Origin of the sequence: Actinomyces sp. oral taxon 448 str. F0400 (genome assembly GCF_000220835.1) — a bacterium.
Classification (GTDB): domain Bacteria; phylum Actinomycetota; class Actinomycetes; order Actinomycetales; family Actinomycetaceae; genus Actinomyces.
On record NZ_GL985606.1, the window covers coordinates 1,012,821 to 1,032,911 of the forward strand.

Annotated in this window: 15 protein-coding genes; 12 read left to right on the forward strand and 3 right to left on the reverse strand. The window is 68.6% G+C overall.

The features are described from left to right. Positions 1-64: 64 nt before the first annotated feature. Positions 65-2,149: a transketolase gene (gene tkt, locus HMPREF9062_RS04320; RefSeq protein WP_009748824.1), complete on the reverse strand. Its 2,085-nt coding sequence runs from the start codon at positions 2,147-2,149 to the stop codon at positions 65-67. A gap of 404 nt (positions 2,150-2,553) precedes the next feature. Here tkt and HMPREF9062_RS04325 point away from each other — a divergent pair, with 404 nt between their 5' ends. The 6 genes from HMPREF9062_RS04325 (at position 2,554) to HMPREF9062_RS04350 (ending at position 9,457) form a co-directional block, all read left to right on the forward strand. Continuing rightward, the gene (locus tag HMPREF9062_RS04325) at positions 2,554-3,588 is read left to right on the forward strand and encodes an autoinducer 2 ABC transporter substrate-binding protein (protein ID WP_050795314.1); all 1,035 of its coding nucleotides are present in this window, start codon (positions 2,554-2,556) and stop codon (positions 3,586-3,588) included. Positions 3,589-3,706: 118 nt separating this feature from the next. Then, entirely contained in the window at positions 3,707-5,254 is a 1,548-nt protein-coding gene (locus HMPREF9062_RS04330; protein WP_216584404.1) for a sugar ABC transporter ATP-binding protein, read from the forward strand. After that, entirely contained in the window at positions 5,251-6,261 is a 1,011-nt protein-coding gene (locus tag HMPREF9062_RS04335) for an ABC transporter permease (RefSeq protein WP_009748827.1), read from the forward strand. The genes HMPREF9062_RS04330 and HMPREF9062_RS04335 overlap by 4 nt, the downstream gene beginning before the upstream one ends. Beyond that, complete coding sequence (locus tag HMPREF9062_RS04340) at positions 6,258-7,355, forward strand: ABC transporter permease (protein WP_009748828.1); 1,098 nt, start codon at positions 6,258-6,260, stop codon at positions 7,353-7,355. Before HMPREF9062_RS04335 ends, HMPREF9062_RS04340 begins: the two co-directional genes overlap by 4 nt. Before the next feature lie 4 nt (positions 7,356-7,359). Next, positions 7,360-8,376, forward strand: coding sequence for a LacI family DNA-binding transcriptional regulator (locus tag HMPREF9062_RS04345; protein WP_009748829.1), 1,017 nt, complete (start codon positions 7,360-7,362; stop codon positions 8,374-8,376). A 124-nt stretch (positions 8,377-8,500) separates the two neighbouring features. Next, the gene (locus HMPREF9062_RS04350; protein ID WP_009748830.1) at positions 8,501-9,457 is read left to right on the forward strand and encodes a sugar phosphate isomerase/epimerase family protein; all 957 of its coding nucleotides are present in this window, start codon (positions 8,501-8,503) and stop codon (positions 9,455-9,457) included. A gap of 38 nt (positions 9,458-9,495) precedes the next feature. On the opposite strand, the gene HMPREF9062_RS04355 is transcribed toward HMPREF9062_RS04350, so the two are convergent. Continuing rightward, on the reverse strand, positions 9,496-10,749 hold the full coding sequence (locus HMPREF9062_RS04355) for an ROK family transcriptional regulator (RefSeq protein WP_009748831.1): 1,254 nt from the start codon (positions 10,747-10,749) through the stop codon (positions 9,496-9,498). 70 nt (positions 10,750-10,819) lie between these two features. On the opposite strand from HMPREF9062_RS04355, the gene xylA reads away from it, so the two are divergent. The 6 genes from xylA to mmsB all read left to right on the forward strand — a co-directional run bounded on the left by xylA (position 10,820) and on the right by mmsB (position 18,961). Next, positions 10,820-12,001, forward strand: coding sequence for a xylose isomerase (gene xylA / locus HMPREF9062_RS04360; RefSeq protein ID WP_034253745.1), 1,182 nt, complete (start codon positions 10,820-10,822; stop codon positions 11,999-12,001). 130 nt (positions 12,002-12,131) lie between these two features. Then, positions 12,132-13,637, forward strand: a complete 1,506-nt coding sequence (locus tag HMPREF9062_RS04365) for a xylulokinase (protein WP_009748833.1) — start codon at positions 12,132-12,134, stop codon at positions 13,635-13,637. Between the two features lie 54 nt (positions 13,638-13,691). After that, positions 13,692-14,651 carry a sugar-binding transcriptional regulator gene (locus HMPREF9062_RS04370; protein WP_034253748.1) on the forward strand — a complete coding sequence of 320 codons (960 nt, stop codon included), beginning with the start codon at positions 13,692-13,694 and terminating at the stop codon, positions 14,649-14,651. Positions 14,652-15,015: 364 nt separating this feature from the next. Further along, the gene (locus HMPREF9062_RS04375) at positions 15,016-16,134 is read left to right on the forward strand and encodes a substrate-binding domain-containing protein (protein ID WP_009748836.1); all 1,119 of its coding nucleotides are present in this window, start codon (positions 15,016-15,018) and stop codon (positions 16,132-16,134) included. A gap of 68 nt (positions 16,135-16,202) precedes the next feature. Next, positions 16,203-17,795 (forward strand): sugar ABC transporter ATP-binding protein, encoded by a 1,593-nt coding sequence (locus HMPREF9062_RS04380; protein ID WP_083820089.1) that lies wholly within the window; start codon positions 16,203-16,205, stop codon positions 17,793-17,795. Then, positions 17,792-18,961 (forward strand): multiple monosaccharide ABC transporter permease, encoded by a 1,170-nt coding sequence (gene mmsB, locus HMPREF9062_RS04385; RefSeq protein WP_009748838.1) that lies wholly within the window; start codon positions 17,792-17,794, stop codon positions 18,959-18,961. Before HMPREF9062_RS04380 ends, mmsB begins: the two co-directional genes overlap by 4 nt. Before the next feature lie 104 nt (positions 18,962-19,065). Here the strand turns inward: mmsB and HMPREF9062_RS04390 are convergent. After that, on the reverse strand, positions 19,066-20,091 hold a 1,026-nt coding region (locus HMPREF9062_RS04390; protein ID WP_009748839.1), incomplete at its 5' end, for a glycoside hydrolase family 2 TIM barrel-domain containing protein.

Sequence of the window (20,091 nt, forward strand, 5' to 3'; positions counted from 1 at the left end):
AGCGGATAACGCCGGGGCCGGCCGCTCGCACGAGCGGCCGGCCCCGGCGTCGTCCCCGACTCGGTCAGGCCCGAGCGAGGGCTTCGCGCGCCCGGGCGGCGACGTTCTCCCCCGTGAAGCCGTACTCGTGGAACAGGTCGGCGGCCGGGGCGGAGGCGCCGAAGTGGTCGATGGAGACGATCGCCCCGCCGCTGCCGACGCGCTCGCGCCAGCCCATGGCAATGCCGGCCTCGACGGATACGCGCACGCCGTTCTCGGGCAGGACCGAGGCGCGGTAGGCCTCGTCCTGCTGGTCGAACCACTCCAGGCAGGGGGCGGAGACGACGCGCGTCGGCGTTCCCCCGGCCTGGAGGAGCTCGCGGGCCTCGACCGCGACCGAGACCTCGGAACCGGTGGCGATGATGGTCACCTCAGGGGTGACGGGGACGCCCTCGGCGTCGGTGGCGTCGACCAGGACGTAGGCGCCGCGGCGCACGCCCTCGCGGGCGGCGAGCGCCGAGGTCAGGACCGGGAGGTTCTGGCGCGACAGGATGATGCCGGCGGGCTCGTGACGGCGCCGCAGCATCTCGACCCAGGCGGCTGCGGTTTCGTTGGCGTCGGCCGGTCGGACGACGTCGAAGCCGGGAATGGCGCGCAGGGAGGCCAGGTGCTCGATGGGCTGGTGGGTGGGGCCGTCCTCGCCCACGCCGATCGAGTCGTGGCTCCACACGAAGATGGTGGGGATCCGCATGAGAGCGGCCAGGCGAACGGCTGGGCGCATATAGTCAGCGAAGACCATGAAGGTGCCGCCGTAGGCCCGAGTCAGGCCGTCCAGAACGATGCCGTTGAGGGCCCCGCCCATGGCGTGCTCGCGCACTCCGAAGTGGATGATGCGCCCCCAGGGGCCGTCGCCCTCCTCCGCAGCCAGGGAGGCGGGCAGGAAGGAGGGCTCTCCGGCCATGTCCGTCTTGTTGGAGCTGCCCAGGTCGGCCGAGCCGCCCCACAGCTCGGGGACCACGGGGGCCAGGGCGGAGAGCGTCTCGCCCGAGGCGTTGCGGGTGGCCGCCGAGTCCCCGACCTCCCAGGTCGGCACGGCGGCGTCGAGACCCGCGGGCGGCTCGCCGGCCAGTAGACGGTCCAGCAGACCGGCCCGCTCGGGGTTGGACGCCCGCCACGCGGTGAAGCGGGCGTCCCAGTCGGCGCGCTCGGCAGCGGCGCGCTCGGCAGCGTGGGCGCGGGTGCGCTCCAGGACGCCATTGGTGGCGAAGGCCTTCTCGGGGTCCAGGCCGAGAGTCCGCTTGAGTCCGGCGAGCTCCTCAGCGCCCAGCTTGGCCCCGTGGCTGGACTCCTTGCCCTGTTTGGTGGGGGCGGGCCAGGCGATGATCGTGCGCAGGCGGATGAGGGAGGGGCGGGCGGTCTCGGCGCGTGCCGCCGCGATGGCCTCGTGGAGGGCGGCGAGATCCTCGTGGTACTGGCCGCCGGCGGTCCAGTCGACCTCGAGGACCTGCCACCCGTAGGCGGCGAAGCGGGCGGAGGGGTCCTCGGTGAAGGAGAGGTCGGTGTCCCCCTCGATGGAGATGTCGTTGTCGTCGTAGATGGCGATGAGGTTGCCCAGCTGCTGGGTGCCGGCCAAGGAGGCGGCCTCGGAGGATACGCCCTCCTGCAGGCAGCCATCGCCCATGAGCGTGTACACGTAATGGTCGAACACCGACTCGCCGTCGGGTGCGGTGGGGTCCAGCAGGCCGTGCTCGTAACGGGCGGCCATGGCCATGCCCACCGCGTTGGAGAAACCGGCGCCCAGGGGGCCGGTGGTGGTCTCGACGCCCTTGGTGTGACCGAACTCCGGGTGCCCCGGTGTGAGCGACCCGGCGGTACGCAGCGCTGCGATGTCGGAGACCTCCAGACCGTAGCCCGCCATGGCCAGCTGAATGTACTGCAGCAGCGAGGCGTGGCCCTCCGAGAGCACGAAGCGGTCGCGACCCAGCCACCGGTCGTCGGCCGGGTCGCCGATCATCTCGTACTGGTAGAGCAGGTAGGCCGCAGGAGCCAGGGAGATGGCGGAGCCGGGGTGGCCCGAACCGGCCTTCTCCACGGCGTCGGCGGCCAGGGCCTTGGCGACGTTGATCGCCTTGAGGTCGAGGTCGGTGAGCTGGAGGGTCTCAGCACTCACTGTGGAACTCCTTACGTCATAGCTGATGGGTCTGCGTCCGCGCGCCGGGCGGTTCGATGCGGTGCCGGTCGGCATCCTCATGCGGTGCCGGGGAGCGTGGCAAGAAACGTCGTGAACGGATGCTCGCCTCGGCGTGTCGGATCCGGAGGACATCCTGCCACGGATAGTCCTCCAACGGAACAAAAATATCGGCACGTGCGAGTCAGGCCCGGGATGGTGCGGGTTTACCGAGTTGACGAGCATCATGGAGAGTCCTTGTTCATGGGGTATCGATCGTCCGCTTGACTTTGCAGTTGCGTGGTGCCACACTTCATCCGCCGCGTTTTGAACCGGTCCAAAGAAGGGGCGGACGACGACGGCGTGTGCTCGACGGCGAGCGCAACGAGTTCCGATGGAGGATTGACATGAAGCGTGGTTTCAAGTCCGCACTCGTGGCCGGCGTGGCCTGTGCGGCGCTCGCGCTGGCCGGTTGCGCGGGCGGCAAGGGCGCCAGCTCATCCGGGGGCACCGCCGGGGCGGGAGGGGACTCGGGTTCCACCTCGGTGGCCTTCGTTCCCAAGGTCCAGGGGATTCCGTTCTTCGAGGCCATGAACTCCGGCGGCCAGGACGCCGGCGAGGAGTTCGGCTTCCAATGGGTCTACAGCGGTCCGACCACCGCCGACCCTGCGGCCCAGAGCGAGGTCGTCCGCTCCCTCATGCAGCAGCGGGTCGACGCCCTCATGGTCGCCCCGAACGATCCCGACTCCATGGCACCGGTTATCACCGAGGCCCAGGGGCAGGGCATCAAAGTCGGTACGGCCGACACCGATGCCTCGAGCTCCAGCCGTGAGGTCTTCGTGACGCAGGCGACCGAGGAGGCCATCGGAACCGCCCTCCTGGAGCAGATCGCCGCGCCCCTGAACGGGGAGGGCGAGGTCGCCATCGTCTCGTGCGGCCAGACCGCGGCCAACCTCAACGCCTGGATCAAGGTCATCCAGGACAAGGCCGCCACCGACTACCCCGACCTCAAGATCGTCGAGACCGTCTACGCCGACGAGGACCAGGCCAAGGCGGTCACGATGGCCAAGAACCTCATCAATGCCTACCCCGACCTCAAGGGTCTCATCGGCCCGTGCACCACCGCGGCGCCCGGTGTCGCCCAGGCGGTCCAGGAATCGGGCAAGACCGGGCAGATCCACACCACCGGTGTCGGCACGCCCCAGGCGATGCTGCCCTACCTCCAGGACGGCTCCTCATCGGCCTCCGTTCTCTGGGACGTGGAGAACCTCGGCTACCTCACCGCCTGGGCCGGGTGGAAGCTGGCCCAGGGCGAAACCTTCGCGCCGACCCAGGACGTCGGCCGCATCTCAGGGGTCACCTACGACGAGTCCTCCAAGACTCTGGTCATGGGCCGCCCACTGATCCTGACAGCGGACAACGCCGGAGACTACGACTACTGACCCACCGATCGTGCGGCGACGCTCGACCCGGGTGCGGGGTCGCAGGCCGGCCCCGCACCCGGTGCCCGCGCGGACCGTCGCAGAGCGGTCGGGGAAGCCGGTCGGAAAGACGCGGAACATGACAGATGATGCGATGACTGAGGACTCGCCGAACGACGTCCTCCAGGTTCGCGGTATTGACAAGAGATACGGCGGGGTGCATGCACTGCGCCAGGTGACCTGGTCGGTCAGGAGCGGCGAAGTGCACGGCCTGGTCGGGGAGAACGGCGCCGGCAAGTCCACCCTGATCAAGATGATCAGCGGCGCCGAGATGCCCGACGAGGGGATCGTCCTCGTCGACGGCTCGCAGGTTCCCTCGGGGGACACGCAGGCGGCGCTCGCGGCCGGCGTCTCCCCGGTCTACCAGGAGCCGCAGCTGTTCGCCGACCTCACCGTCGAGGAGAACATCTTCCTGGGACGCGAGGAGACCCGGTTCGGGAAGGTCGACTGGGCGGATCAGCGCGGCCGCGTCGAGGCGCTCCTCGAACGTCTGAAGCTCGAGCCCGGCATCATGCACAAGCGGGTCGCCGACTTGCCGGTCGGCGAGCAGCAGCTGGTGTCGATCGCCAAGGCCTTCGCCGTCGACGTGCGGCTGCTCATTCTCGACGAGCCCAGTGCGATCCTCGCCAGCTCCGACATCGACCGTCTCTTCGAGATCGTCAGGGGTCTGCGGGACGAGGGCATCGGCGTCATCTACATCTCTCACCGCCTCGATGAGCTCGGGCGGATCACCGACAGGATCACCGTCATGCGCGACGGATCGGTGATCGGGACCTATCCCGCGCGCGAGATGTCGCCGACGAAGATCGCCCGGGCGATGGTCGGAGACAAGTTCGAGGTCGCCGACCGTTCCGACAGGCGCAGCGTCGTGACCGACGAGGTCGTTCTGTCCGCCAGCTCCCTGTCTCAGGGGCCTCGGCTGACGAACGCGTCCTTCGACCTGCACCGGGGTGAGATCCTCGGGATCTACGGATTGATCGGTTCCGGGACCACCGAGTTGGTGCGCGCCCTGTACGGGATCGTGCCCGCCGCCTCCGGCGAGATCCGCGTCAAGGGGGAGAAGGCGGAGATCCGCTCTCCTCATCAGGCGATGAGACTGGGCATGGCCATGCTGCCGGGCAACCGGAAGCTCCAGGGCGTCTTCCTGCCCAAGAGCCTGTCCTTCAACCTCAGCTCCAGTCACCTGCCCTTCTTCTCCCGGCTCGGGTTCTTCAGCTATGCGCGGGAGAGGCGGTCCGTGGAGGAGTTCATCGCCCGTCTTCGGGTCAAGGCGCCGGGCCCGTCCACCATTATCGGGTCGCTGTCAGGAGGCAACCAGCAGAAGGTGGTCATGGCCAGGCAGCTGGTCGAGGCCCCCGAGATCCTCCTGGTCGAGGAGCCGACCCAGGGGGTGGACGTCGGGGCGAAGGCTGAGATCCACCAGTTGATCCTCGACCACGCGGCGCAGGGGCGCTCCGCGATCGTCGTCTCGACGGACCTGGAGGAGATCCGTTTCCTCTCCGACAGGATCCTCGTCATGAGGCACGGGGAGTCGACGGTGGAGATGGACGGGGAGGTCTCCGCCGTCTCCCTTCTGAGCGCCGCGTCGGGCGAGGTGGAAGAGGCGGAAGTGGAGGAGAGGGTATGACACCGCGCATCATCGAACGACTGTCCCTGTTGGGAGCGGGACGGCGCAGGAGCCGCCGCCTCCTCGAGGGGCAGGAGGCCGTTCTCATCGTCGTGATCGCCCTCCTGTGGGTGGCCATGGGGGTGACGACACCGACCTTCATGGAACCGGCGAGCGTCTTCGCGATCTTCTACACGATCGCCCCCATCGCGGTGATCGGGATCGCCATGACGCCCATCATGTGCACGGCGGGGATCGACGTGTCGGTGGGCGCCTCGCTCGCCGTCGTCATGGTTGTCGTCTCCAAGCTCATCCGCGACGCGGGGGTCGGCGCGCCCGTGGCGATCCTGGCCGCCCTGGCCATCGGGGCGCTCCTGGGCGCGGTCAACGCCGTGCTCATCGCCTTCGGACGGGTGCCCGCCATGGTGTGCACCTTCGGGACGCTCAACGTCTTCCGTTACATCGCCCTTCAGATCTTCGGGGACGCCCAGGTCTCCGGAGTCCCGGGCACCCTCGGGTTTCTGGGCGGCAACCTCCAGCAGGCACAGTTCCTCGGCCTGCCGTACGCCATGTGGCTCGCCCTCATTCTGACCGCGGCGGTCTGGTACTACATGAGGAATTGGGCGACGGGTCGGCACATCTACGCCATCGGCAACGACCCGAACGCCGCCCGGCTCGCCGGGGTCAAGGTCCGACGCCGGTTGTTCGAGCTCTACGTCTTCTGCGGGATGATGGTCGGCCTGGCCGCGGTCATCTCCGTGGGCGGCGGCGGCCTCATCCAGCAGAACGTCGGCTACGGCATGGAGATGTCGGTTATCGCGGCCTGCGTCATCGGCGGCACCTCCGTCGTCGGCGGTCGCGGGACGGTCCTGGGCACGCTCCTGGGCGCAGTCCTGGTCGGCTCCGTCCAGGCGGCCGTCATCCACCTCCACCTTCCCACCGAGATCACCCAGCTCTTCGTCGGGGTCATCATCCTCGTCGCCGTGGGTGTCGACCTGCTTCGCCAGTCCAGGAGGGCCCGCGCATGACCTCAACCACCACAGCACCGGGGACGGCGCCCGCGCACAAGGACCCCGTCGAGGACCGCGTCGGCGAGTCGCTTCCCGCCCGCATGCTCCGCGTCCTGCTCACCGAGAGAGTGGCCGCCCTCGCCCTGCTCACCGTCATGCTGGTGGCGGTCTTCATGGCCCTGAGCAGCCAGGGCTACCTGTTCGCGCCCTTCGACGCCATCTACATGGCCTCCTCCCTTCAGTCGCTGGTCCCGATCGCCCTGCTCGCGCTCGCGGAGATGTTCGTCATCATCTCCGGGTACTCCGGGATCGACTTGTCGGTCGGTGCCATCGTGTCCCTGGCCGGGATGCTCTTCGGTTATCTGGTGCAGATCGCCGGGATGCCGTTGCTGCCGGCCGTTCTGGTCACCGTGATCGCGGGCGGGGTCCTGGGAGCCGTCAACGGCGTCCTCGTCGGCTACTTCCGGTTCCCGCCTCTGATCGCCACCCTCGCGACCCAGTACGCCTACGCGTCGATCGCCATGGTCGTCAGCGGTCAGGCGCCGATCTCGGGCGACAGGATCACCGCCTCCAACGGGGTGCTCACCGGTCGCATCGCGCTGTGGGGCGATGTGCTCCTGCCCGTCCAGGTTCTGACCTTTCTGCTGCCCAGCGTCGTCGTCGCCTGGATCCTGCTGGAGAGGATGGCCTGGGGGCGCTCCCTGCTGGCGGTGGGGACCAACGAGGTCGCTGCCGAGTACGCGGCCCAGAACGTCAGGGCGGTGCGGGCGTCGGCCTATCTCGCCTCGGGTCTGCTGTGCGGCCTGGCCGCCGTCGTCAACGTGGCCCAGTACGCCTCGGCTCGCCCTGACGCCGGTACGACCGGCAGCGGGATGGCCCTGCCGGCCATCACCATCGCCGCCCTCGGCGGGGTGCTCATCCAGGGAGGATTCGGACGCGTCAGCGGCGTGATCACGAGTGCGCTGCTGATCACCTGGCTCAATGCCGGACTGCTGATCTCCATGGAGGGGTCCGCCGGCTCTCGCGCCCAGCTGCTCGCACTGGGCCTGGTCCTGATCGCTTCGATCCTGGTCAACAGCTATGCCGCTCGCCGTTACCGGATGAGAGACTGACCCCGTGGACTCGGACCGCAACAGGAAGCTGAGCATCCGGGAGGTCGCACGCCTGGCGGGCACGTCCGTGGGCACCGTCTCCAACGTGTTCAACCACCCCGAGCGCGTCAGCGGCGCTCTGCGCCGTAGGGTCGAGCGGGTCGTCGAGGCGAGTGGATTCTCCCCGAACGCGACCGCACGAGCCCTGAGCCTGGGTCGGTCCTCCCTCGTCGGCACGGTGTTCTTCGACATCTCGAACCCGTTCTTCGCTGAGACGGCCCACGGGCTGGGGCGGTGCTTCGAGGCCTCGGGGTGTTCGATCGTCGTGGCCGAGACGGGGCAGATCGCCGAGGTGGAGAAGCGGGCTCTGCTCAGCCTGGAGCGCGTGGGTGTCGACGCGGTCATTGTGTGCTCGACCGGCGGGTGCTGGGAGGAACTGGCGCGGCTGAGGGACTGCGGGGTACCCGTCCTGCTCATGGCCCAGCGCAGCGAGCGCCCCGGCTTCCCGGCGGTCGGCGTGAACGACTACGAGGGGATGCGCAAGATCGCCGCGCACCTGTGCTCCAGGGGGATGACCAGGTTCTGCTTCGTCAATGAGGGGATCCGGGCGACCCAGCACAAGGACCGGTGGTCGGGATTCGCCGACGAGCTCGCGAGCCGGTCGCTGGACCTGGAGTCGGTCGACGTCCAGTGGGCCTCCGGGCCGACCTGGGACGGCGGTTACGAGGTGGCCCGGCGCGTGCTCGCTGGCGGGCGCGGGCACTGGCCGGACGCTTTCGTGTGCCTCAACGACTACCTGGCGCTCGGCGTGTCCAAGGCGGTCACTGAGCTCGGACTGCGCGTCGGCGCCGACGTCGGGGTCTCGGGCTTCGACGACGTTCCCTACGCCTCGGTCGTCGAGGCGCCCCTGACGACGGTGCGTCAGCCGATCGCCGAGATGTGCGAGTTCATCGCCGGTGAGGTCGTCTCCAGCTTCGAGAACGGCGCCCCGGTATCGGGCAGGACTTTCGAGGCCGAGTTGGTCGTCAGGCAATCGGCATAGCCCGGTCACCGGTGGTCCGCTCAGGTTGAGCGGACCACCGGTGACCGCAGTTATTCCTCACATTTTATATTTCACACATCCCATATTTCGTACATTGGAATGACGAATCGGAGAGGAGCCCGGCGTGGCGGATGAGCAGAACGTCGACATTTGGCGTCGCGAAGTCGAGGAGCAGTACCTCGAGGCGAAGAGGAAGGACCCCGGCCGTTTCGAGCGGAGGCTGAACATCTCGTGGTCGAACTGGGGATTCGGTCTGGAGGAGCTGGAGAGGTCGGCCGAGCGGCTGGCCGGCAACGGGCTGTCCTTCATCGAGCTGCACGGGAACCATTACGGGCCCTCGCTCGGGTACGAGGTCGAGGAGACCCGGCGGGTGCTGTCCCAGTACGGCCTGCGGACTTCCGGGGTGTGCGGCATGTTCTCCGACGATAACGATCTGTCGTCCAACCGGCCGGTCAAGCAGCAGGCGGCGTTGGACTATATTCGCCGGGAGGTGGAGTTCACTCACGCGATGGGCGGCCACTACCTGCTGGTGGTGCCCGGGTCGTGCGGGCGCTCGGAGGCGTACGACGCCTATGAGCTCCAGCGCTCGGTGATCGCCCTGCGCCGGGTCGCCGGTCTCTTCGAGGAGCTGGGAGTCAAAGCGGCCATCGAGCCCATCAGGTCGGCGGAGGTGTCCATCGTCCATACGGTCGCCGATGCGCTGACCTACATCGACGCCGTCGACTCCCCGGGCGTCCAGTGGATCAATGGCGACGTGTACCACATGCAGGTCGAGGAGCAGAACATCGCGCGCGCCATCCTCCAGGCGGGCGAGCGCCTGGTGAACCTCCACCTGGCGGACTCCAACCGACGTGCCCTGGGCGATGGCTCGATGGACCTGGACACGATCCTCATGGCCGCCTACCTGGTGGGGTGCAATACGGAGGGCCGCTTCCTGACCCCGGAGCCGTTGGGGCCCGGCGCGGGCCCCTACCCGGCGCGCAACGGCGTGCCCGACGTCCCGGCGCTCGATCGGCTCGTCAAGGACACGGTGAGCTACTTGCGCGAGCGCGAGGAGGCAGTCCGCTCCCGCCGGGCCTAGGATCCGTCGGCCGGCGCTGATTGCCGCGCCGGTCCGCGTCAGATCCAGGCAGCGGGATCAGCGACAACGGTCTCGAGCAGGGACCAGGCTGCGCCGGTGGCGCCCGGCATGTGATCGTCGGGAGCCGTGACGATCGTCGGGCGGGCCCACGGCGAGGCCAGCACCCTGTGCTCGAGCTCGGCCTCGAGTTCGGGACGCAGGATGTCGGTGAGCGGGGCGAGGTGCCCGCCCAGGACCACCGTGGAGACGTCGAGGAGATTGATGGCGGCGCCGAGTCCGACGCCCAGCGCCCGGGCTGTCCGGGAGACCGCCTTGCGCGCGGCGGGTGCTCCGGTCCGCCAGGCCGCGACGAGCTCATCGGGTCGGGCCGTCGTCGGCAGCCCGGCGGCGGCGAGGATGAGTCTGCGGCCCGCGTACCGTTCGAGGCACCCGCGGTTGCCGCAGGTGCATTCCGGCCCGTCCGGGTCGACCTGGATGTGCCCGATCTCCCCGGCGAAGCCGTGATCTCCCTCGACGAGGCGGCCCTCGCGCACTAGGGCGGCGCCGATGCCGATCTCGCCCGACAGGTAGATGCAGGAGGGTGTCGAATAGGGGCCGGCCGGTCGCGTCCGCCCGGCCGTCAGTGCGCCGAAGCTCGCCTCGTTTCCCAGGTGCAGGTCGAGGGAGTCGGGAGCCAGGGCGTCGGCGAGCAGAGGCGCCGGGGCGAGGTCCCGCCAGGCGAGGTTGGGGGCCCGCAGCAGGCGGTTGTGGTAGACGAGGCCGGGCAGAGCGAGCGCGACGCCGACTTTGCGGGCGCGGCGGACGGCATCCAGGGCGAGGACGTCGGTGGTCAGGGCCGCCAGCCGGGGGAGGACCTCGGCGGGGTCGGAGGATTCGAAATCGTCGACGACGACGCGCTCGGCCAGGACCTCGCCGGACAGGTCGATGACGCGCACCGCCATGCGCGAGACGTTGACCTCCTGTCCGACGGCGACGAAGGTGCCCGACGCCGGCGCGAGCGGGACCGCGGGGCGGCCCGGCCCGGTGGGGTGAGTCGGCTCGAGTTCGGTGAGGATGCCGGCCGCGACGAGTTCGTCGGCCAGTCGCGAGGCCGTCGAGCGGGTCATCCCGGTCGCCGCGGCGACGTCGGCCCGGGAGATGGGATCGCCGGAGGCGAAGACCTGATTGGCGAGCAGTGCGAGGTTGGAGGTGCGCAGACTGGACTGGCGTGCTGAGGCGGCCGGCGAGGCGGGGGCCGCTGCGGCCGGTCGGGTGGGCGGCGTCGGCCCCGCCGTCTTCTGCGTTCGAGACACGCTCTTGACCTTACCCCATCGCCATGTCATAGTTGTCCCAACAAACAAATTCTGGCTCAAGGAGGAGACCATGGTTCGCACGCCCACCAAGGAGGACAGGTTCTCGTTCGGTCTGTGGACGGTCGGTTGGCTCGCCGCCGACCCCTTCGGTGAGACGACGCGCTCGGCGCTGAGGCCGTGGGAGTACGCCGAGCATCTCGCCGAACTCGGCGTCTGGGGCATCACCTTCCACGACAACGATGTCTTCCCCTTCGACGCCACGGATGCTGAGCGGGACAAGATCGTCGCCAGGCTCAAGAAGACCGTCGACGCCGCCGGTCTGACTATCGAGATGGTCACCACCAACACCTTCACCCACCCGATTTTCAAGGACGGGGGGCTGACCAACAACGATCGCTCCATCCGCCGGTTCGGGCTGCGCAAGATCCTGCGCAATGTCGATCTGGCCGCCGAGCTGGGCGCCACCACTTTCGTCATGTGGGGCGGACGCGAGGGGGCCGAGTACGATTCCTCCAAGGACTTGAATGCCGTCTTCGACCGTTATAAGGAGGGCCTGGACACCGTCGCCCAGTACATCAAGGACAAGGGGTACGATCTGAGGATCGGTCTGGAGCCCAAGCCCAACGAACCCCGCGGCGATATCTTCCTGCCCACCGTCGGCCACGCCCTGGCCCTGATCGCCCAGCTCGACAACGGCGACGTCGTCGGGCTCAACCCCGAGGTCGGTCATGAGCAGATGGCGAACCTCAACTACACCCACGCCCTGGCTCAGGCGCTGAACGCCGGTAAACTCTTCCACATCGACCTCAACGGCCAGAAGGGTCTGAAGTACGATCAGGACCTCGTCTTCGGTCACGGCGACCTGCTGTCGGCGTTCTTCACCGTGGACCTCCTCGTCAACGGCTTCCCGGGCGGCGGCCCCCGCTACGAAGGTCCCATCCACTTCGACTACAAGCCCTCGCGCACCGACGGGATCGAGGGTGTGTGGCAGTCGGCGGCGGCCAACATGGAGATGTACCTCCAGCTCGCCGAGAAGGCCAGGGCCTTCCGCGCCGACCCCGAGGTTCGCGAGGCTCTCGAGATCGCCGGCGTCTACGAGCTCGGCCAGCCGACCCTCGGCGCCGGCGAGTCCCTGGACGACTTCGTCGCCGACCGCTCCGCCTTCGAGGATGTCGACGTCCGAGCCGCTGCCGCGCGCGACTATCACTTCGTCGACCTTTACGAGAAGGCGGTCCAGCACCTCATCTCATAGTTCACAGGATTATCCCCGGCTCTTTTAAACTCGTCCGGGCTCCGCCTGCATCGTCCCATCGACGGCACGATTCGGCGTTCCGCATCACCGCTTCTCAATACCGCCGCCTTCACCGTGGAAGGAATTCAGCATGACCCTGGTCGCTGGCGTCGATTCCTCGACGCAGTCCTGCAAGATCGTCATCCGCGACGCCGCCGACGGCGCGCTCGTCCGCGAGGCCAGAGCGGCTCATCCCGACGGAACCGAGGTCCATCCCGATCAGTGGTGGCGGGCTCTGGGGGAGGCGGTCGACGCCGCCGACGGCCTGGACGACGTGGCCGCGCTGAGCGTGGGCGGCCAGCAGCACGGCATGGTCGTCCTCGACGCCGGCGGCGAGATCATCCGGCCCGCGCTCCTGTGGAACGACACCCGCTCGGCGTCCGCCGCCCACGATCTCATCGTCGAGCTGGGCTGTGGCGATGAGGCGGCTGGGCGCGCCGCCTGGGCCGACGGGGTCGGCAGTGTGCCGGTCGCCTCACTGACGATCACCAAGCTGCGGTGGCTGGCCGACCACGAGCCCGAGGCCGCCGCGCGCATCGCCGCCGTCTGCCTGCCGCACGACTGGCTGACCTGGAGGCTCTCGGGCGCGACGTCGTTGGACGAGCTCGTCACCGATCGCTCGGATGCCTCCGGGACCGGGTACTTCGATTCCGTGCGCAACGTGTACCGCCGTGACCTGCTGGCTCTGGCCCTGCGCCGCAGCGAGGAGGAGGTCGGGCGCATCATCCTGCCGCGCGTGGCCGGCCCCGGGGAGGTCGTCGCCCACGGCGGGTCCGACGTCCTTGGCCGCGACCTGTCGCATATGGCGCTGGGACCCGGCTGCGGGGACAACGCCGGGGCCGCTCTGGGACTGGGGCTGCGGCCCGGGCGCACGAGCGTGTCCCTGGGGACTAGCGGCGTCGTCGCGGCCGTCTCCGCCACGCCCACGCATGATGCCAGCGGTCTGGTGTCCGGTTTCGCCGACGCCACCGGCGCCTACCTGCCGTTGGCCTGCACCCTCAACGGCGCGCGCGTGCTCGACGCCGCCAAGCGGATCCTCGGCGTGGGGTACGAGGAGTTCGATCGCTTGGCCTTGTCCGCCGAGGCGGGCGCCGGCGGTCTGGTTCATGTGCCCTATCTCGAGGGTGAGCGCACGCCCAACCTGCCCGACGCCACGGGGCTGCTGACGGGCATGACCCTGGCGAGCCTGACGCCGGCCAACTGTGCCAGGGCCGCCGTCGAGGGGCTGCTGTGCCTCATGGGGGCGTGCATCGACGCGGTGCGCGCCCAGGGCGTTGATGTAACAGCCGTCACCATGGTCGGCGGGGGAGTGAAGTGGGCCAGCGCCAGGCGGCTGGCTCCGGCCGTGCTCGCGGTCCCGGTGGACGTGCCCGAGCCCGGGGAGTACGTCGCCAACGGCGCCGCCAGGCAGGCGGCCTGGATCCTGACCGGAGGGTCCGAGCCCCCCATGTGGGAGGCGGGACCCGTCGAGCGGCTGGAGGCGGCTCCGCAGCCGGCGGTGCGCGCTGCCTACGACCGGGCGGCCGCGCTCATCTCCGACGCCCCGCGTGAGGACTCCGGCGGCGTCCTGCGCGTTCCCGGCGTCCGTGCGGTCTAGGCTGGCGGCGACCCGCAGGAGGTGCGGGTCGCCGACGCCTGGGAGGGCCGTTCCATGTCGACTCGTGCAGACACCGCGCAGCTGCGCCTGATGGCCAGAATCGCTCGGATGTACCACGAGCTGGGTATGCGTCAGGCCGACATCGCCTCCGAGCTGCACGTCTCCCAGCCGCGCGTCTCCCGCCTGCTCAAGCGGGCGGCCGCCGAGGGGGTCGTGCGGACCGTGGTCTCCGCGCCCGAAGGCACGTACACCGACCTGGAGAAGGACCTCGAGCGTCGTTACGGGCTCGCCGAGTGCGTCGTCGTCGACACCGGACGGGAGGAGGCCGAGATCGACGTCGCCCTGGCCTCGGCCGGTTCGACCTACCTCGAGACCACCCTGACCGGCGGGGACGTCATCGGCCTGTCCTCGTGGAGTTCCACTTGGCTGGGCGCTGTCCAGCAGCTCCCCTCCTTTCGTGCGCCGGTCGCGCAGAAGGTCATTCAGCTCTTCGGCGGCGTCGGCAATCCCGAGGTGCAGGTCAAGGCGACCCGTCTGATCGACCTGCTCGCGCACGCCACCGGAGCGGAGCCGGTCTTCTTCCCCTCACCGGCGGTTCTCGGCTCGGCGGCGGCGGCCGGTCAGCTCGCCGAGGACGCCTCGGTGCGCGGCGTCCTGGACCTTCTGCCGAGCGTCACTACGACTCTGGTGGGCATCGGCAGTCTGGAGTCCCCGGCGCTGCTGCGCCGCTCGGGCAGCATGACCACCGAGGCGGACGTGGCCGAGCTGACGGCGGCCGGGGCGGTCGGCGACGTGTGCCTGCGGTTCTTCGACGCGCAGGGGGCTCCCGTGGCCAGCGACTACGACGCGCGGCTGGTGGGGGCGAGTGCCGAGCAGCTGCGCGCCGTCCCGCGTCGTGTGGCGGCCGCGGGCGGCGAGCGCAAGCACGCGGCCATCCGCGGAGCCCTTCTGGGGGAGTGGGTCAACGTCCTGATCACCGACGTCCACAGCGCCCGGGCCCTGCTCGGGGGCTAGTCCTCTCCCTCCTCTCCCGCCTCGAGGGCGGCGCGGTCGCCCGACCGGTCCACGCAGCGCGACGCCGGTGCTGCCCGAACGATCATCTGTGCGGCGAGGCGGTCGTGGCGCCTTCGAGTTCGTCCGGGCTCCGCACGCCGTGCGTGGTCGGCGGCATGCGGCCGTGAACGTCGGTTGCCCCTCACTCATTTCGTTGACTGTCAATACAATCTGGTTCAATACGTGCATGTTCGGTGCTCTCATGCTATCGGCGATCGTCGTAGACGCTTGCGACCTGCTTGCCAAACCCGGGATCGATGGATAACGTTTTCCATGAAACATTCAGGACGGCGATGATGCCGCCTGCAAGGCAAGGAGGCCAGAGGTGAATCTGACACGTAGGACGTTCGTCGCTGGGAGCGCGGCCGTCCTCGCGGGGACGCTCACGGCGTGCACCGCTGAGAGGACCGCCGACTACTACAGGGGAGCGAACGGGGGCGACGGCGCGCTCATCGGCGTGTCGATGCCCACGAAGAACCTCGAGCGCTGGAGCCGGGACGGGGAGAACCTCAAGTCCCTGCTGGAGGACCTCGGGTACGTCGTGGAGCTCCAGTTCGCGGACAACAAGGTCGAGCAGCAGAACTCCCAGATCCAGACGATGATCAACAAGTCCCCGGCTGTGATCGTGGTCGGCTCGATCGACGGATCGGCTCTGGGGCCGGTTCTGGAGACGGCCAGCGGCCTGGGCATCAAGGTCATCGCCTACGACCGTCTCATCCGCGATACGAAGGCCGTCGACTACTACGTGACTTTCGACAACTACAATGTCGGGGCCCTGCAGGGAAGATACATCGTCGACGCGCTCGATCTCGACCACACGGCCGGCCCCTTCAACTTCGAGCCCTTCGCCGGGAGTCCGGACGACAACAATGCGCGGTTCTTCTTCGCCGGGGCGTGGGACGTCCTGACCCCCTACATCAGCTCCGGCAAGCTCGTGTGCCCGTCGGGCAAGCTGCCGGCCTCGGTCGACGACTGGCAATCCATCGGCATCCAGGCCTGGTCCAATACCACGGCTCAGGCGGAGATGGAGAACCGGCTCAACTCCTTCTACAGCGCAACCACTCGAGTCGACGTCGTCCTGTGCCCCAACGACGCCATTGCGCTCGGCGTCGGCCAGGCGCTCGACTCCGCCGGCTACGGCGGCTCCGACTGGCCGGTGCTCACCGGCCAGGACGCCGACCAGGCCAATGTCGCGAATATCGTCAACGGGAAGCAGTCGATGACGGTCTTCAAGGATACCCGCGCGCTGGGGGAGCGCTGCGTCACCATGGTCGATCAGATCGCTCAGGGGCGCGACGTCGAGGTCAACGACACCGCGTCCTACGACAACGGAGCCCTCGTGGTTCCCTCCTATCTTCTCGATCCGGTGACGGTTGACGCCGGGAACGTCAGGCAGATCCTGGTCGATTCCGAGTACTACACGGCCGAGGAGGTCGGACTGTGACCGGGGAGGCGGCGCGCGAGACGCGCGAGCCCGTTCCGGGCGGGGAGCCGAACGATCTCATCCTCCGGATGCGGCACATCACCAAGGCCTTCGGGGAGTTCAAGGCGCTCGACGACGTCACCTTCGATGTCCGCCGCGGTGAGATCCACGCCGTGTGCGGCGAGAACGGCGCCGGCAAGTCCACTCTCATGAACGTTCTCTCCGGCGTCTGGCCGCGCGGGACCTACGAGGGCGAGATCATCTATGACGGCCACGTTCGCGAATTCCGCTCCATCCGGGATTCCGAGGCCGTGGGCATCGTCATCATCCACCAGGAGCTGGCGCTGAGCCCCTACCTGTCGGTCGCCGAGAACATCTTCCTCGGCAACGAGAAGCACAGGCGCGGAGTCATCGACTGGGACGCGACCAACGAGGCGGCCGCCCGGCTGCTGGCGGAGGTCGGCCTCGACATCCGCCCCCAGACCCGGGTGGCGGACCTGGGCGTGGGCCACCAGCAGCTCGTCGAGATCGCCAAGGCCCTGTCCAAGGACGTGCGCCTGCTCATCCTCGACGAACCGACCGCCGCTCTCAACGACACCGACTCCGCCCACTTGCTCGACCTCATGCGGGGTCTGCGCGAGCGCGGCATCTCCATGATCATGATCTCGCACAAACTCGGCGAGGTCTCGCACACCGCCGACCGCGCGACCATCATCCGCGACGGCCGGACCATTGACACCGCGCCTCTTCACGGACAGGGCATGATCGGCGAGGACGAGATCATCCGCCTCATGGTCGGGCGCTCCCTGGGCAACCGCTACCCCGACCACGTCTCCACCGTGGGTGAGGAGATCCTCCGGGTTTGCGACTGGAGCGTGCACCACCCCATCGACGTCTCCCGCAAAGTCGTCGACGGTGCGGGGCTGACCCTGCGGCGCGGAGAGATCGTGGGACTGGCCGGGCTCATGGGGGCCGGACGCACCGAGCTGGCCATGAGCCTGTTCGGACGCTCCTACGGAACCGATATCTCCGGCACGGTTCTCAAGGACGGTGAGGAGATCTCGACCTCCACTGTCGCCAAAGCGATGGGGCACGGGCTGGCCTACGTCAGCGAGGACCGTAAGGTCCTCGGCCTCAATCTCATCGCGGACGTCAGGACCAACACGGCGGCGGCCGCTCTGAGCAAGATCTCCAGGCACGGCGTTGTCGACGATTCAGCCGAACGCGAGGTGGCCGAGCGCTATCGACGCGAGCTGCGCATCAAGACGGCCTCGCTCGCCGCGCCCGTCGGCTCGTTGTCGGGCGGTAACCAGCAGAAGGTCGTCCTCGCCAAGTGGATCTTCACTGACCCTGACGTCCTCATTCTCGATGAGCCCACTCGCGGCATCGACGTCGGGGCGAAACTCGAGATCTACCAGATCATCGATTCGCTGGCCGATTCGGGCAAGGCGATCCTCGTCATCTCCTCGGAGCTCCCCGAGCTCCTAGGTATCTGCGACCGTATCTACGCGATGAGTCAGGGTCGTATCACCGGACAGCTTCCACGTGCTAAGGCCGATCAGGAGAACCTCATGAAGCTTATGACTATGGAGAATTCAGCGATCCCAGCGGGTCCGGACGACCCGGGCGTCCCGGGTGGCCGGGGCGGCGAGGACGGGAGTGCGAAGGCGGTGGCGAGGTGAGCGGCGCCAGGGCCTATCTCGGGCGTAATCTGCGTCAGTACGGGATTCTCGCGGCGCTGGTCGCGATCATCGTTTTCTTCCAGGTCATTACCGGTGGTCTGCTGCTGTCGCCCAATAACTTGGCGAGTCTCATCCAGCAGAACGCCTATGTGATGATTCTGGCTGTCGGCATGGTCATGGTCATCATCGCTCGGCACATCGACTTGTCCGTCGGCTCGCTGGTCGGTTTCATCGGCGGCGTCATAGGTCTGCTCGTGGTCAACGCCGGGGTGCCGTGGCCCGTGGCGGTGCTCATCGCGGTGGCCATCGGGCTGATCATCGGCTGCTGGCAGGGCTTCTGGGTTGCCATTATGGAGATTCCCGCCTTCATTGTGACGCTGGCGGGTATGCTCATCTTCCGCGGCCTGACCGTCGTTCTCGTTCAGCGCACGGTCTCCGGTCTTCCGGGCAGCTTTGTATCCATCGCCAACGGGTCTTTGCCGGCCTGGCTCGGCTACCTCAAGAACTACGACGGCGTTACCATCCTTATCGGGCTGCTCGCTCTGGGCGGGCTGGTGCTCTCTCAGATCCGTGCTCGGCGGCGGGCTCGTACTGCCGGGCACGTGGTCGAGGGCACGGTGGCGTTCGTCGTGCGTCAGGTCGTCTTCGCGTCGGCGATTGCGGTGATGACGGCGCTGCTGGCCTATTCCGCCGGCGGCACCCCGATCGTGCTCGTCATCGTCGGTCTGGTCATCCTCATTTACTCCTTCGTCATGAATAAGACGGTCTTCGGGCGTCACATCTACGCGGTGGGCGGCAATCTCAAGGCGGCGCGGCTGTCGGGGGTCGATGTGCGCCGGGTCGACTTCCTGGTGTTCGTCAATATGGGCTTCCTGTCCGCGTTGGCGGCCATCGTCACCACCTCACGCGCCGGGGCGGCCGTCTCCACGGCGGGCAACCTCTACGAGATGGACGCGATCGCGGCGGCCTACATCGGCGGCGCCGCAGTCAGCGGAGGGATCGGCCGGGTTTCAGGCGCGATCGTCGGGGCCCTCATCATGGGGGTGCTCAACATGGGTCTGTCGATCATGGCGGTCGACTCCGCCTGGCAGCAGGCCATCAAGGGCCTCGTGCTCCTGCTGGCCGTCGCCGTCGACATCGTCGGCAAACGCCGCTCGAATGCCTGACGGATACCGACGCGCTCCTGCATAGGGTGCCGGGCGGTGACCCATCACGGGTCACCGCCCGGCACATTGACTTGTCCGTCGGCTCGCCGGTCGGCGATCCGACGTCAGGAGGTGATGGGCGCCGTCACGATCGCGCGGATGAGGGCGGCGTCGATCTTGGGACGACGGCGGGAGTCGGCCAGACCGTTGGCCTCCTGCATGGTGTCGGTCAACTGGGTGTAGCAGAAGCCGGCCAGATGCGGGCTCGCCTGGAGGGCGCTGAAGGCCCTGCGCAGGCGGGCTTCGAAATCCGTGGGGGACTCGGCACTCGTGTAGCCCCAGCTGGTCTCCTCCGCGGTCCCGCCGTCGGCACTACCGTCGCCGTCCGCGTCGGCCCCGCCGCGCAGGTAGCGGATGCCGCCGAACTCGGTGACCATGACCGGTAGGTCGCGATCCGCCGTCCCCTGCGCCATGATGCGGCGACCGGCCGGGCCGAAGTCGTCCAGGACCGTCTCCAGCCGGTCGGCCTCGGCGTAGCGCAGCGTGGTCGCGACGTCGTCGCCGTCGTAATCGTGGATCGTGATGATGTCGGAGCAGGTGTGCTCCCAGCCGTCATTGGAGACCACCGGGCGGGACGGATCGAGGGCGCGGGTCAGATCGGCCACGGCGCGGCTCAGGGCTCGCTGCTCAGGGCGGTCGGCCAGGCGCTGCACGCCCCAGGACTCGTTGAACGGCGCCCAGGTGACGATGCTCGGGTGGGAGCGGTCGCGGCGCACCACCGCCGTCCACTCCGTCACCAGGCGGGCGGCCGATTGGGTCGTGAACTCGTAGGCCGCCGCCATCTCCCCCCACAGGAGCAGCCCGAGGCGGTCCGCCCAGTACAGCATCCGCGGGTCCTCGACCTTCTGGTGGATGCGCGCGGTGTTGAAACCGAGGGATTTGATGAGGGCGACCTCGTCGCGGCGGGCGTCGTCGTCGGGGGCCGCCAGGTGCGAGTCCGGCCAGAAGCCCTGCTCCAGGACGGCCCGCACGTAGTAGGGGCGGCCGTTGAGCAGGAAGCGGCGGCCGGCCGTGCCCACCGAGCGCAGCCCCAGGTAGGAGGAGACGACGTCGGGGGCGGGCCCGCCCGCGTCCGGTGCGGCGGGCCGGTC